The organism is Streptomyces pristinaespiralis (assembly GCF_001278075.1).
In the GTDB taxonomy this organism is placed as follows: Bacteria; Actinomycetota; Actinomycetes; order Streptomycetales; family Streptomycetaceae; genus Streptomyces; species Streptomyces pristinaespiralis.
Genome location: NZ_CP011340.1, coordinates 1,423,663 through 1,436,911 on the forward strand (window position 1 = coordinate 1,423,663; position 13,249 = coordinate 1,436,911).

Consider the following 13,249-nt stretch of genomic DNA (forward strand, 5'->3'; position numbering starts at 1 on the left):
CGGTCAGCGGAGCTCCTGGATGCGGATCAGGTTGCCCGCGGGGTCACGGAAGGCGCAGTCGCGGATGCCGTACGGCTGCTCGGTCGGCTCCTGCACGACCTCGACGTCGCGGGCCTGCACCTTCTCGAACGTGCCGTCGAGGTCCGGGGTGGCCAGCAGGATCCAGCCGTAGGTGCCCTTGGCCATCATCTCGGTGATGGTGCGGCGTTCGTCCTCGGTGACCCCGGGGTCGGCGGCCGGCGGCGCGAGGAGGATCGACGTGCCGGGCTGACCGACGGGGCCGACCGTGATCCAGCGCATCTTGCCCTGTCCGACGTCGCTGCGGACCTCGAAGCCGAGGGCGTCGCGGTAGAAGGCCAGGGAGGCGTCCGGGTCGTCGTGCGGCAGGAAGCTCGTGTGAATGGTGATGTCCATGACGATCATGCTAGGGACGGCCCCGTGACCGCGCTTCTCGATTCCTGACCGATCCGCGACGTTTCCGATCCGCGACGTTTCCGATCCGCGACGTGTCCGATCCGCCCCCCGTCTCACACCCCGCCGCCCTCCACCCCGGCCCTCAGCCGGGGCACGGTGCGCACCGGGCGCGCCGACCGCGAAGGCGACGCTGCGCAGCGGCGGACGACGCCCGGGGCGTACTCGTCATGCTGTGGCGCGTCGGGCCCCCGGGCCCTGCCGGCCCCGGGCGACCCCGGACGCTCCCGGCCCGACGACCCTGCGCCGGGCTGTCGGGACGCCTGCTGAGGCGTGGAAGGTGCGGCGGTACGCGGCAGGCGAAACGCCGACGAGTTCTCGCATGTGCTGGCGCAGGGAGTTGGCACTCCCGAATCCGGCACGGTCCGCCACCAGGTCGATGGACAGGTCGCTGGTCTCCAGCAACTGCTTCGCGAACTCGACCCGTTGGGCCGTGAGCCACTGACCTGGAGTGACACCGGCCTCGTCACGGAACCGCCGGGTGAAGGTCCGCACGCTCATCCCGGCGTGGCCCGCCAGCTCCCCCAGGGTCAGCGGGCGGTGCAGGCGTTCGAGCGCCCAGGCGCGGGTGGGCGCGGTCGTGGCGGCCGTGGGGGCGGGCACCGGACGCTCGATGTACTGGGCCTGGCCGCCGTCCCGCCACGGTGGGACGATGCAGCGCCGGGCCACCTGATTGGCGAGCGCGCTGCCGTGGTCACGGCGGACCAGGTGAAGACAGACGTCGACGCCGGCCGCCGCGCCGGCCGAGGTCAGCAGATCGCCGTCGTCGACGAAGAGCACGTCCTCGTCGAACCGGACGCGGGGGAACAGCCGCCGGAAGTGCTCCGCCTCCGCCCAGTGGGTGGTGGCCGGGCGGCCGTCGAGGAGCCCTGCTGCGGCGAGCACGAAGGCGCCGGTGCAGATCGAAACGATCCGGGTACCGGGCCGGATCCTGGCCACGGCCGCTGCCACCGGCTCGGGCAGCACGCCCTGCTCTCCGATGACGCCGAGGCGGTGCGTGGCGGCGACGACCACGGTGTCCGCGCGTTCCAGTGCCTCGGCACCGTGCTGGACGTCGATGGAGAAGCCGGCTTCCGTGCGCACGGAAGCGCCGTCGGGAGTGCAGACGTCCACCGCGTACAGCGCCGTGCCGTCCGCGTCGCGGGCGGTGCCGAAGATACGGGCGGGAATCCCCAGTTCGAAGGTCATCACGCCGTCGAGGGCGAGCACGGCGACCCGGTGCGGGTGGGATCCGGGCGGCACGACGCAGCCCTCCTCGGGTGTCCATTCCGTGATCCGGGCGCGCTGCCTGTCGAGGGTCATGGCCAGATTCTGTCACATCATGGCCATCTGGCCAGTTCTGTGGGACCGGCTGACCGCAGATGGTGGTCGGGTACATCGGACGCGAAAGGACATTCCATGAACGGCACCACGATGCGCGCGATCACCGTCCCCTCCTGGGGAGGCCCCGGGACCCTGACCCCCGCCCACCTTCCCCGGCCCGTGCCGGGCCCGACCGAGATTCTCGTCAGGGTGCACGCCGCCGGTGTGAACCCGGTCGACTGGAAGACCCGGGCGACGGGCGGCTTCGGGATGCACGGCGAGCCGCCGGTGCTGGGGTACGACGTGTCGGGTGTCGTCGAACAGGTGGGGCCGGGCGTCACGCTGTACCGGCCGGGCGACGAGGTCTTCGGCATGCCCGAGTTTCCGCGGCAGGCCGGCGGCTACGCCGAGTACGTCACGGGTCCGGCGCGGCACTTCGCCTTGAAGCCCGCGGAGCTCACCCACATCGAGGCGGCCGCCCTGCCGCTGGCAGGGCTGACCGCATGGCAGGCACTGGTGGAGACGGCGGGCCTGACCGGCGGGCAGCGGGTCCTGATCCACGCGGCGGCGGGCGGCGTGGGCCACCTCGCCGTGCAGATCGCCTCGGCACACGGCGCGTACGTCGTCGGCACCGCCCGTGAGGACAAGCACGCGCTGCTCAAGGAACTCGGCGCGGACGAGATCATCGACTACACCCGCCAGGATTTCGTGACGGCGCTGGGCAGGACCGTGGACGTGGTGCTGGACTCGGTCGGAGGCGACTACGGGCCGCGGTCGCTCGCGGTGCTGCGGGACGGCGGCACGCTCGTCACCCTGCCGTCTCCGGACGAGGTCCCCGCCGGGGCGGGTCGGGGTGTGCGCACCGGCTTCACGCTGGTGGAACCCGACTCCACGGGCATGCGGGCACTGGCCGGACTGGTCGCGGCGGGGCGGCTGCGGCCCGTGGTGGAGACGGTGCTGCCGCTGGAGCGGGCCGAGGACGCCCACCGGCTCGGCGAGGCCGGCCGCACCCGGGGCAAGATCGTCCTCTCGGTCCGCGAGGGCTGACCCTTTCCGGCGGTCCGGGGCCTGCCCGTCCCTCTCGGGTCGGGCGCACCGGGCGTCCGGACCGCCAGGGTCCGGTCACGTGGAACGGCTTCGTGTCGGGTGGTCGCACCACCAGGGTCGCGGCTGGGCCCGAAGCGGGCGTCAGCGGTTGTGCCGCACCACTGGGCCCGAAGCGGGCGTCAGCGGTTGTGCCGCACCAGGCTGGACCCGAAGCGGGCGTCACCGGTTGTGCCGCACCAGGCTGTGCACGAAGCGGGCGTCAGCGGTTGTGCCGGACCAGGCTGTGCACGAGGACGGAGAGCGCCACCACGATCACCGTCACGTGCAGCCATCCGGAAGCGGCCGCGGCGTCCACGGCCGCCGTCGTCATCAGGGCCATCATGTCCTCCGGTTCGATTCACCGAGCGAGCCGAACGGGCCGTCCGCGAGGACGGCACGGGGCATCGGTACGGGTCGGACTCTCAGCGCCGACGCGTCCGGCCGGACCTCCAGGACGAGCCGACGCCCGCGACATGGAGTGCGAGCAGCGTCAGACCCAGGAGCATCACGTTCGTCGACGCGAAGACTTCGTTCGTATCGATCTCGGCGGCGTTGATCAGGAACGCGATGAAGAACATCACCGCGGCGGCCAGACCCAGCATCGGACAACTCCCTCACATCGTGTTCGCTTACGGCTCGTCTGCCCCCGCAGCCCGCAGTCAGACCCTCTCGCCGCCACAACCCGGAGCTGCGGCCGCCGATGCCGCATCCGCAGCGGCCCGGGGGTCGGCCGGAGACCCCGAGCGCCCGGGTCGACGGAGGCGTTATTCACCCCCCGCTGCCCCGCGGAAAAGTGCACACTATTTGGTGTTGTCGTGAAGAAGTATTCACCCGTCAGAAACGGAACCTCAGTTGCCGGTTGACCCGTTGGCGTGATCTCATCCTCGGGAACGGGAGTCCTGATCGTGGACGCCCATTCCGGGCGCAGGGCGGCGTTTCACGTCCGCCCGTTTCCCTTTGACGCGCGTACGGTCGGCGTCAGTTCAGGAATCCCCCCGCATGGAAAGGGAGAGATAGTGCGTAACGGCTTCACCCCGGTTGAGACCGCCGAAATTTCCGACAGCGAGCTGGACGGCATTGCCGGCGGTATCGCGAGCGCCCACGCCGGTGTCAACGGCTACGGCGCCGCCGTGAACGTCGGTGACGTCGTCGGCACCGTCCAGTCCGTCGCGGCCGTCGTGCCGGTCGCCGCGGCCACCGGTCTCGTCTCGGTGCAGACCACCGGCATCTGATACCACCGCAGTCCGAGAAGGACCGCTTTTGGTCCCTGTCGGTTGTGCGTTGCTCGAGCGGGCCCCGGAACGCTTCCCGTACCGGGGCCCATTCGCATGCCTTTCACGCTCCGGCACGTTATTGCGTTCTACCGCGAATCACCGGTCACCACGAATTCCGTTACGGGCGTCGGGCCGGGAACAGAGACGATCCCTCTCTGCGGGTAGGGCGCCCGGACACGCCGAAGTCGGTGGCCCGGACAGAGCCCCGGCCACCGCACGGCATTCATCACGGTCCGGCTTTTGGAACGTGCCGTGAAGAGACGACCACCGTTCCCTCACAGACGACCGGCCCCGGACACTCGCCGCACCGGCCCTTTCCGCTTCAGAAGAAGACGCCGCAGCGCAGCAGTACGTTCGCGTAGGGCCGCGCCTCCCCCGTCCGCACCACCAGGCCGGCGTCCCGGCTGCGGGCCTTGAGCTCGTCGTGCGTGACGAAGTCCAGCACCGGGAGCCGTTCCGCGAGCAGGCGGGCCGCGGGCGGATTGGCGTCGTGGACCTCGAGGGCGGCTGTCGCGGACTCGATCACCAGCTCGTCGAGCAGGCCGTCGAGCACGTCGGCGAAGGACGGGATACCGGCCCGGAAGGCGAGGTCGACCACGCGCGGGACCGACGACGGGACCGGCATGCCGACGTCGCAGACCAGGACGGTGTCGCCGTGGCCCAACTCGGCCAGGGCACCCGCCAGATGGCGGTTGAGGATGCCGTTCTTCTTCACCGGACCCCGGACTCTCCCACGGACTGCACGGACCCCTCGCCGGACGGCACCGACTCCCCCTCGCCCGGCAAGGAGTCACCCGCCCTCGGGAACGACTCCTGCGCTCCCCTGCCGGTGACGGCCGCAGCGCCGACCCGGACCGCGAACCCGGCCGCCTCGGCCAGGGTTTCGCCGAGTCCGAGCCGCCAGGCGAGAGCTGCCGTGAACGCGTCACCGGCCCCCGTGGTGTCGACCGCGTCGACCTCAGGGCTCGGCAGGCGCACGCAGCCGCCCGCGTCCGCGACGAGCGCGCCCTCCGCGCCGAGCGTCACGACGACCGAGCGCGGGCCGAGGGCCAGCAGGTCGCGCGCCCAGTCCTCGGGGCGGTCGCCGGCCTCGCCCAGCACGTATCGCGCCTCGTGCTCGTTGACGACCAGCGGGTCGCACACGGCGAGCACGTCCTCGGGCAGCGGCGCCGGCGGGGACGGGTTGAGTACGAGCCTGGTCCCCGACGGCAGTGCGCGGGCGACCTCGGCGACGGTGTCGAGCGGGATCTCCAGCTGGAGCGACACCACCCGGGCGCGGGCGAGCAGTTCACGCGCGCCCCGGATGTCGCCGGGGGTGAGCCGGCCGTTGGCGCCCGGTGAGACGACGATGCTGTTGTCGCCCGACGGGTCGACGGTGATCAGCGCGACGCCGGTGGGCGCCCCGCCGACCAGGACGCCGTCGGTGTCGACGCCGGCCGCCCGCTGCGAGTCGAGCAGCAGCCGCCCGTGGGCGTCGTCGCCGACCCTGGCCAGCAGCGCGGTACGGGCGCCGAGGCGGGCGGCGGCGACGGCCTGGTTGGCGCCCTTGCCGCCGGGGTGGACGGTCAGGTCGGAGCCGAGGACCGTCTCGCCCGCGGCGGGGCGGCGTTCGACGCCGATGACCAGGTCGGCGTTGGCCGACCCCACGACCAGCAGGTCGTAGTCGCCCGTTCCCCGCCGGACACCTCCCTGCGGGCGCGTCTCCACGCGCTCGTCCATGCGGAGCCCTTCTTCCTGCGCCGTCACGTCCGACCGGCCACCGTCCTGCGGCGTCACGCGAGACCCGCCACCCTCCTGCGCCGTCACGACCGACCGGTCACCGTCCTGCGGCGTCACGCGAGACCCGCCACCGTCCTGCGCCGTCATGCCCGACCGGTCACCGTCCTGCGGCGTCACGCGAGACCGGCCTCCCTCCTGCGCCGTCATGAGAAGTCCGCGACGTTCTCGCGGGTGACGACCTTGACCGGCACCTTCACCATGCTCTCGACGCTCTTGCCCTGCGCGGCCCTGACCGCGTTCTGAACGGCGATCTTGCCCAGTTCCGCGGGCTGCTGGGCGATCGACGCGTACAGCGTCCCCGCCTCGACCGCCTTCAGGCCGTCGGGGGTGCCGTCGAAGCCGACGACGGAGACCGAGCTGCCGGCCTTGCTGCCGAGTGCCTTGACCGCGCCCAGTGCCATCTCGTCGTTCTCGGCGAAGACGCCGTTGATGCCGGGGTTGGCCTGGAGCAGGTTGGTCATGACGTCGAGGCCCTTGGTGCGGTCGAAGTCCGCGGGCTGCTTGGCGAGGACCTGGATGCCCGGGTAGGCCTTGAGTCCCTCGGCGAAGCCCGCGCCGCGCTCGCGGCTGGCGGAGGTGCCGGCCGTGCCCTGAAGGATCACGATCCTGCCCTTGCCGCCGAGCTTCTCGGCCAGCGTCTTCGCGGCGAGCCTGCCGCCGGCGACGTTGTCGGAGGCCACCAGGGCGGTGGTCTCGGCCTTGTTCACGCCGCGGTCGGCGGCGATGACCGGGATGTCGGCCTTGTTGGCACCGCGCACGGCCGGGCCGACCGCGTCGGAGTCCACCGGGTTGACGATGACGGACTTCACTCCGGAGCTGGTGAAGTTCTGGAGCTGGTTGGCCTGCTGGGAGGCGTCGTTCTGCGCGTCGGTGACCGTGAGGTCGATGCCCGCGGCCTCGGCCTCGGCCTGCGCGCCCTCCTTCATCTGCACGAAGAAGGGGTTGTTGAGCGTGGACAGCGACATGCCGATCCTCGTGTTCGTCGAGGACGGGCCGGGGTTGAGGAGCGAGACCGCGCCGACGACGGCGGCGACGATCGCCGCGGCGACGGCGAACTTCGCCGCGCCCTTCTTCTTCCCGCCGGAGCTTCCGGTCCCGGCCGCGGCCGCGCCGCCTCCCGTGGCCCCGGCACGGCGGCGGAGGGTGTCCAGCAGCACCGCGAGGGCGATGACGACACCGATGACGACCTGCTGCCAGAAGGCGGACACGGACAGGAGGTTGAGACCGTTGCGCAGCACGGCGAGGATCAGCGCGCCGATCAGGGTGCCGGACGCCTTGCCGACGCCGCCGGCGAGGCTGGCGCCGCCGATGACGACGGCGGCGATGGCGTCGAGCTCGTAGCCCTGTGCGGCCTGCGGCTGGGCGGAGGCGAGCCGGGAGGCGAGGACGACACCCGCGACGGCGGCGAAGAGGCCGGACAGTGCGTAGATGACGAGCTTCTGCCGCTTGACGCGCAGGCCGGAGAGGCGGGCTGCCTCCTCGTTGCCGCCGATCGCGTACATGGAGCGGCCGATGTAGGTGCGGCCGAGGATCAGCGCGGTGAGCAGGCCCATCGCGATCATCACGAGGACGGGGACGGGCAGCCAGCCGCCGAGCGTGTCGCCGAGCCCGGACACGGATTCGGGGAACGCGATGGGGCTGCCCTGGGAGATGACCAGGGACAGTCCGCGGCCGATCGACAGCATCGCGAGGGTGGCGATGAACGGCGGCAGCTTGCCGTACGAGACGAGCGCGCCGTTGACGAGGCCGCAGGCCGCGCCGGTCGCGACGGCAAGGATGACGGCCAGCCAGACCGGCACTCCCTCGCTGGTCGCCGTCCAGGCCAGCACGGTGGCGGACAGGGCGGCGACGGAGCCGACGGACAGGTCGATGCCTGCGGAGACGATGACGAAGGTGACACCGAACGCGAGGATCGCGGTGACGGCGGCCTGGACGCCGACGTTGAGCAGGTTCTGCGTCGTCAGGAAGTCGCCGGAGAGCAGCGACATCGCGACGAGCAGGACGACGAGAGCGGTCAGGGCGCCGTTGTCGAGGAGTATGCGACGGAGCGCGGAGCCTCCCGCCGGGGCGCCGCTCGCGCCCCTGTCGTTCTTCAGCGTGTCAGTGGCCACGGGGGCTCTCCTCTTCGTTCACTGCGGGGTCGTTCGCGGGGGCCGCGGTGGTGACGGCGAGGGCCATCACCGCGTCCTGGGTGGCTTGTCCGGCGTCGAGTTCACCGGCGATCCGGCCCTGGGCCATGACCAGCACCCGGTCGCTCATGCCGAGCACTTCCGGCAGGTCGCTGGAGATCATCAGGACGGCGTGGCCGGAGGCGGTGAGCTCGTTGACGAGCTGGTAGATCTCGACCTTGGCGCCGACGTCGATGCCTCGGGTGGGTTCGTCGAGGATCAGTACGCGGGTGTCGGCGAGCAGCCACTTGCCGATGACGACCTTCTGCTGGTTGCCGCCGGACAGGGTGCGTACATGCTGGCCGAGGCCGGCCATCCGGACACCGAGCTGCTCGGCGACGCGGGCGGCGGCGGTGCGCTGCGCCTTGAGGTCGACGAGTCCGGCACGGGTCGCCGAACGCAGGGTGACCAGGCCGAGGTTCTCCTGCACGGACGCGTCGAGGACCAGGCCCTGGCCCTTGCGGTCCTCGGGTACGAGTCCGATCCCGGCGCCCATCGCGGCGCCCACGTCGTGGGTGGGCAGCGAGCGGCCGAGGACCTGGACGCTGCCCCGGTCGTAGGGGTCGGCGCCGAAGACGGCGCGGGCGACCTCGGTGCGGCCCGCGCCCACCAGTCCGGCGAGGCCGACGACCTCGCCGGCCCGCACCTCGAAGCTGATGTCGTGGAAGACGCCGTCGCGGGTCAGTCCGCGGACGGACAGCAGCGGCTCGCCGGTCTCGGGACGCTCGCGCGGGTACTGCTGCTCGATGGAGCGGCCCACCATGAGCCGTACGAGTTCGTCCTCGGGCGTGGAGGCGGGTACCTGGTCGACGGAGCGGCCGTCGCGCAGGACGGTGACGCGGTCGCCGAGGGCGGCGATCTCCTCGAGGTGGTGGGTGATGAAGACGATGCCGACGCCGTCCTCGCGCAGTTGCCGCACGATGCGGAAGAGCTTGTCGACCTCCTCCGTGGTCAGCACGGCGGTCGGCTCGTCCATGATCAGGACGCGGGCGTCGAGGCTGAGGGCCTTGGCGATCTCCACCATCTGGAGGCGGGCGATGCCGAGATCGCGGACACGTGCCCGCGGGGACACCTGGACGCCGACGCGGTCGAGGAGTTCCTGCGCCCGGGCCTCCATCGTCCTGCGGTCGATCATGCCGAAGCGCCGCGGCTGGCGGCCGAGGAAGATGTTCTCGGCGACCGTCAGGTCGGGGACCAGGTTGAACTCCTGGTAGATGGTGGCGATGCCGAGGCGTTCCGCGTCCTGGGCGCTGTGGATGCGCACCTCGCGCCCTTCCGCGAGTATGCGTCCGCTGTCGGGCCGGTAGGCGCCGGAGAGCATCTTGATGAGGGTGCTCTTGCCGGCTCCGTTCTCGCCGAGGAGGACGTGGACCTCGCCGCGGCGCAGGTCGAAGTCGACGGAGTCGAGGGCGACCACGCCGGGGAAGGTCTTGCGGATGCCTTCGATGCGCAGCAACTCGTCCGGGCTGCTCACAAGTTGCTCCTTCGCTGGGAGGTGGTGGGGGCGGGGGCCGGCGGCTCGCCGCAGGAACGGCGTACGACGAGGGTGGCGGGGAGGGTGACGGACTGCGGGGGTCTGCCTTCGATCAGGTCGACCAGCGCCCGTACGGCGGCTCTGGCCAGCTCGGCGGTCGGCTGGGCGATCGCCGTGATGGGCGGGTCGGTGTGGACGAACCACGGGATGTCGTCGAAGGCGGCGAGTCCGATGTCGTCGGGGACGCGCAGCCCGCGGGCGCGGATCGCGTCGAGCGCGCCGAGGGCCATCAGGTTGTCGGCGGCGAAGACGGCCTCGGGCGGCCGGGGCAGGTCGAGGAAGCGCTCGGTCGCGCGGCGTCCGCTGTCGGCCTGGAAGTCGCCCTGGCCGATGTACTCGTCGGGAAGCGGCAGTCCGTAGGCGTGCAGCGCCTCCCGGAAGGCATCGACACGTTCCTGGCCGGTGGTGGTGGCCGCGGGGCCGGCGATGATCGCGAGCCGCCGGTGGCCGAGACCGTGCAGGTGGGCGACGAGGTCGCGGACGGCGTCGCGGCCGTCGGCGCGGACGACGGGGACGTCGACGCCGGGAATCCACCGGTCGACGAAGACCATGGGGGTGCCGCCGCCGGCCGTGTCGAGCATCAGCGGGGAGCGCCCGTCGGCCGGCGAGACGAGCAGCCCGTCGATCCTGCGCTCGAGCAGGGTGCGGACGTGGTGGTCCTGGAGGTCCGGCCGCTCGTTGGCGTTGCCGATGATGACGCTGTAGCCGCGGGTGCGGGCCTCGTCCTCGACGGAGCGGGCCAGCTCGGTGAAGTACGGGTTGAGGACGTCGCTGATGACGAGCCCGATGGTGCGGGTCTGGTCCGTGCGCAGCGACCTGGCGACCGCGTTGGGCCGGTATCCGAGCGCCTCGACGGCGGCGAGGACGCGCGCCCTGGCCTCGGGACTGACGGAGGGGTGGTTGTTGAGCGCCCGCGAGACCGTCGCGACGGACAGTCCCGCGGCGGCGGCCACATCCTTGATGCCGGCCATGTCCGGACCACCTCCTTGTGGATCCCGAAAGCCTTCGACTCCCATGCGCCTCGACGCATGGAAACGTTTACACGCAGAGATGGAAACGTTTACACGGCCGGGTTGGCAAGCCTTCGGCAGCGGGCGAGACCAGATCGTGACGAGGGCGCTCAGATGAGCTGACGGGCCGGGGCGGCTACCGTGCGTCGCCGTTCCGTACCCGCACGCGTACGGGGACCGGAGGGGACACCGGGGCGGGCCGGCGCCTGAACGAGGTGTGGGCGAGCCATCCCAGGACGGCGCCCACGGCGTACCAGAGAAGGTCGGGCGCGTTGAAGGTGGACCCCAGGACCAGCCGGGCCATGACGGACTGCCGGGACAACTCGGCGGGCAGGGCGGTGAGTTGCAGGAACTCGACCGCCCAGCTGAACGCGAGCGCCGCCCCGGCGGCCGCGACGGGCCGGGACCGAGGCGCCACGAGCACGACGAGGGTGAGGATCAGGACGGTGTACAGGGCGTCCCCCGCGTACTTGGCGACGCTCCCCTGCGCCGTCGCCCTGACCGCGAGGCCGGCCACGACCGTCACGACCGCGGCCACGGCGGCGACGAGCCGGGTGCGCGCCGGTCCGCCGATTGCCCTGTGAATCATGCCGATCACACTAGTAGGGCTCTCTTGAGTGGGTCGTGCCGCGTTGCGTGTCCGGCAGTTCGCTCTTGGCCGAGGGCGAGGACTCACAACTGCCGCGCACGTCCGGGGGAGTTACGCGCCCGGGAGACGGGGGTGGCTGTGCGACATGTGTCTGTGGTGTGTAATGACGCAGGTGCGGCGCGCACGGGGTGAGTCAGGGGGAGCCTGATGGAAGGGCTGAAGCCAACCGATCCGCAGCAGGTGGGCCGGTATCGGATCTCCGCATTGCTGGGCGCCGGCGGAATGGGGCGGGTCTTCCTGGGGCGTTCGCCCAGCGGACGCCTGGTGGCGGTGAAGGTGGTCCGGCCGGAGTTGGCAGAGGACCCCGGTTTCCGCCGCAGGTTCGCCCAGGAGGTGGCGGCCGCCCGGAAGGTCACCGGCTTCTTCACGGCCGCTCTGGTCGACGCCGACCCCGACGGTTCGCCCCCGTGGCTGGCCACCGCCTACGTGCCCGGGATGGCCCTGGACCAAGCGGTCGCGGCGCACGGACCCTGGCCGACGGACTCGGTGCGCGCGCTGGGCGCGGGCCTGGCCGAGGCCCTCGAGGCCATCCACGCGGCCGGTCTGGTCCACCGGGACCTGAAGCCCTCCAACGTGCTCGTCGCTCCCGACGGGCCCCGGGTCGTCGACTTCGGGATCTCCGTGGCGACCGAGGCCACCTCGCTCACCCGCACCGGAACGATCCTGGGCACCCCCGGCTTCATGGCTCCCGAACAGCTCGTCGGCACGCCCGTCTCACCGGCCACCGACGTATTCGCGTTCGGCGCGGTGCTGACGTACGCGGCCACCGGCACCGGCCCCTTCGGCACCGGCTCGGCACAGTCGCTCAACTTCCGTATCGCGTACGAGGAACCGCGTCTCGACCAACTGCCCGGGCCGGGCCTGGAGATCATCGACCGCTGTCTGGCCAAGGACCCCGCCGACCGCCCGACGGTGGGTGAGCTCATCGAGGAACTCACTCAGCTGACGAACGCGGGCGGCTACACACCCACCGAGGTCGTCACCGAGGCCGCCGTCTGGCTGCCCGAGCAGGTCGCACGCGCGCTGCCGGCCACCGTCACCGCGCCCGCTGCGTCAGTGCCCCCGACGCCGGAGCCCGAGGTCGCGCCCCCGGCCTCCCCGCCTGCTCCGCCGGTCCGGTCGAGACCCGGCGTAACCCCGTCGGTATCCGCGCAGCCCACGACGGCCGCCCCCGCCGGCCCGGCCACCACCACTCCTGCCCGAGCCACCGGCCCCACGCCGGGCACGACCGCCCGGGCAACGAAGGGCGGAGCCAACCGACCGCCGGTGGCCTCGAGGGCCGCAGGCACGGGACCGGAACCGGCCGCCAGGGCCCGACGCCCCCGCCCTGTGCGGACCGCAGAGAACCCCACCGTGACCGCACCGACCTCGGCGCTCCGGCGCGCGATTCCCTTGTGGGTCGCCGGAGCGTCACTGGTGCCGGCCCTGTCGCTGCCCTTCCACTGGGGCACACCGCTCTTCCAGAGCTTGTTCTCCACCTACTGGGCGTACTCGGCCGCCTGGCCGTTCGGCGGCTCCTGGCCGCTCGCGCTGGTCGCCGTGCTCGGTGTGTGCACCTGTGCCACAACGCTCTTCGCGCTGCACCGCTCCCCCCTGAAGCCTGTGCCGTCGCGGATACGACGCCTGCACCTCTGGAGCACCATGTTCACTACCGGGCTGTTCGCCTTCTGGGTCGGCGAACAGCTCAGCGGCCGCGGCGACCTCTCGTTCCTCGGCTCGGGCGCGTGGTTCTTCGCCCTGGGATGCGCGGCGCTGGTCCACAGCACGTTCCGACTGCGGGCCCCGAAGCACCCCACCGCGTCCTGACGGCGCGTCGCCCCCACCGCGGCAGTCCCGCCACGCAAAGCAAAAGGACCCCAGATGAACTGGGGTCCTGCTGGTGTCCGAGGGGGGACTTGAACCCCCACGCCCGATAAAGGGCACTAGCACCTCAAGCTAGCGCGTCTGCCATTCCGCCACCCGGACTCAGGTGATTC

12 protein-coding genes and 1 tRNA gene are annotated in these 13,249 nt (G+C 71.9%); 3 read left to right on the forward strand and 10 right to left on the reverse strand.

Going from position 1 to position 13,249, the window contains the following annotated elements:
• Nucleotides 1-3: 3 nt before the first annotated feature.
• On the reverse strand, nucleotides 4-414 hold the full coding sequence (locus tag SPRI_RS05895) for a VOC family protein (protein ID WP_005309284.1): 411 nt from the start codon (nucleotides 412-414) through the stop codon (nucleotides 4-6).
• Between the two features lie 225 nt (nucleotides 415-639).
• Nucleotides 640-1,659, reverse strand: a complete 1,020-nt coding sequence (locus tag SPRI_RS05900; protein WP_374987879.1) for a GlxA family transcriptional regulator — start codon at nucleotides 1,657-1,659, stop codon at nucleotides 640-642.
• Between the two features lie 210 nt (nucleotides 1,660-1,869).
• On the opposite strand from SPRI_RS05900, the gene SPRI_RS05905 reads away from it, so the two are divergent.
• Complete coding sequence (locus SPRI_RS05905; RefSeq protein ID WP_005309286.1) at nucleotides 1,870-2,820, forward strand: NADP-dependent oxidoreductase; 951 nt, start codon at nucleotides 1,870-1,872, stop codon at nucleotides 2,818-2,820.
• 461 nt (nucleotides 2,821-3,281) lie between these two features.
• Here SPRI_RS05905 and SPRI_RS05910 read toward each other — a convergent pair whose 3' ends face one another.
• Nucleotides 3,282-3,461 (reverse strand): hypothetical protein, encoded by a 180-nt coding sequence (locus tag SPRI_RS05910; RefSeq protein WP_005309288.1) that lies wholly within the window; start codon nucleotides 3,459-3,461, stop codon nucleotides 3,282-3,284.
• Nucleotides 3,462-3,764: 303 nt separating this feature from the next.
• Between SPRI_RS05910 and SPRI_RS05915 the strand changes: the two genes are divergently transcribed.
• The gene (locus tag SPRI_RS05915; RefSeq protein ID WP_234020331.1) at nucleotides 3,765-4,091 is read left to right on the forward strand and encodes a hypothetical protein; all 327 of its coding nucleotides are present in this window, start codon (nucleotides 3,765-3,767) and stop codon (nucleotides 4,089-4,091) included.
• Between the two features lie 364 nt (nucleotides 4,092-4,455).
• Here the strand turns inward: SPRI_RS05915 and rbsD are convergent, their stop codons facing one another.
• The 6 genes from rbsD to SPRI_RS05945 all read right to left on the reverse strand — a co-directional run bounded on the left by rbsD (nucleotide 4,456) and on the right by SPRI_RS05945 (nucleotide 11,213).
• Nucleotides 4,456-4,848 (reverse strand): D-ribose pyranase, encoded by a 393-nt coding sequence (gene rbsD, locus SPRI_RS05920; protein WP_005309292.1) that lies wholly within the window; start codon nucleotides 4,846-4,848, stop codon nucleotides 4,456-4,458.
• Nucleotides 4,845-5,852 carry a ribokinase gene (locus tag SPRI_RS05925; RefSeq protein WP_050791688.1) on the reverse strand — a complete coding sequence of 336 codons (1,008 nt, stop codon included), beginning with the start codon at nucleotides 5,850-5,852 and terminating at the stop codon, nucleotides 4,845-4,847. Before SPRI_RS05925 ends, rbsD begins: the two co-directional genes overlap by 4 nt.
• A gap of 203 nt (nucleotides 5,853-6,055) precedes the next feature.
• Nucleotides 6,056-8,023 (reverse strand): ABC transporter permease/substrate-binding protein, encoded by a 1,968-nt coding sequence (locus SPRI_RS05930; protein WP_005309296.1) that lies wholly within the window; start codon nucleotides 8,021-8,023, stop codon nucleotides 6,056-6,058.
• Nucleotides 8,013-9,554 (reverse strand): sugar ABC transporter ATP-binding protein, encoded by a 1,542-nt coding sequence (locus tag SPRI_RS05935; protein ID WP_005309298.1) that lies wholly within the window; start codon nucleotides 9,552-9,554, stop codon nucleotides 8,013-8,015. Before SPRI_RS05935 ends, SPRI_RS05930 begins: the two co-directional genes overlap by 11 nt.
• Nucleotides 9,551-10,585: a LacI family DNA-binding transcriptional regulator gene (locus SPRI_RS05940; protein WP_005309300.1), complete on the reverse strand. Its 1,035-nt coding sequence runs from the start codon at nucleotides 10,583-10,585 to the stop codon at nucleotides 9,551-9,553. Before SPRI_RS05940 ends, SPRI_RS05935 begins: the two co-directional genes overlap by 4 nt.
• A gap of 175 nt (nucleotides 10,586-10,760) precedes the next feature.
• Nucleotides 10,761-11,213 carry a ribosomal maturation YjgA family protein gene (locus SPRI_RS05945; protein ID WP_005309302.1) on the reverse strand — a complete coding sequence of 151 codons (453 nt, stop codon included), beginning with the start codon at nucleotides 11,211-11,213 and terminating at the stop codon, nucleotides 10,761-10,763.
• A 207-nt stretch (nucleotides 11,214-11,420) separates the two neighbouring features.
• Between SPRI_RS05945 and SPRI_RS38760 the strand changes: the two genes are divergently transcribed.
• On the forward strand, nucleotides 11,421-13,079 hold the full coding sequence (locus tag SPRI_RS38760) for a serine/threonine-protein kinase (RefSeq protein ID WP_050791424.1): 1,659 nt from the start codon (nucleotides 11,421-11,423) through the stop codon (nucleotides 13,077-13,079).
• A 71-nt stretch (nucleotides 13,080-13,150) separates the two neighbouring features.
• Here the strand turns inward: SPRI_RS38760 and SPRI_RS05955 are convergent.
• Nucleotides 13,151-13,238, reverse strand: a tRNA-Leu gene (locus tag SPRI_RS05955).
• Between the last annotated feature and the right edge of the window lie 11 nt (nucleotides 13,239-13,249).

Excerpts from the sequence above, each read along its gene's own strand:
- SPRI_RS05910 (WP_005309288.1), bottom strand. The coding sequence starts at position 3,461 with ATGCTGGGTCTGGCCGCCGCGGTGATGTTCTTCATCGCGTTCCTGATC.
- SPRI_RS38760 (WP_050791424.1), top strand. The coding sequence starts at position 11,421 with ATGGAAGGGCTGAAGCCAACCGATCCGCAGCAGGTGGGCCGGTATCGG.
- SPRI_RS05905 (WP_005309286.1), top strand. The coding sequence starts at position 1,870 with ATGAACGGCACCACGATGCGCGCGATCACCGTCCCCTCCTGGGGAGGC.
- SPRI_RS05895 (WP_005309284.1), bottom strand. The coding sequence starts at position 414 with ATGGACATCACCATTCACACGAGCTTCCTGCCGCACGACGACCCGGAC.
- SPRI_RS05945 (WP_005309302.1), bottom strand. The coding sequence starts at position 11,213 with ATGATTCACAGGGCAATCGGCGGACCGGCGCGCACCCGGCTCGTCGCC.
- SPRI_RS05900 (WP_374987879.1), bottom strand. The coding sequence starts at position 1,659 with ATGACCTTCGAACTGGGGATTCCCGCCCGTATCTTCGGCACCGCCCGC.
- SPRI_RS05940 (WP_005309300.1), bottom strand. The coding sequence starts at position 10,585 with ATGGCCGGCATCAAGGATGTGGCCGCCGCCGCGGGACTGTCCGTCGCG.
- SPRI_RS05925 (WP_050791688.1), bottom strand. The coding sequence starts at position 5,852 with ATGGACGAGCGCGTGGAGACGCGCCCGCAGGGAGGTGTCCGGCGGGGA.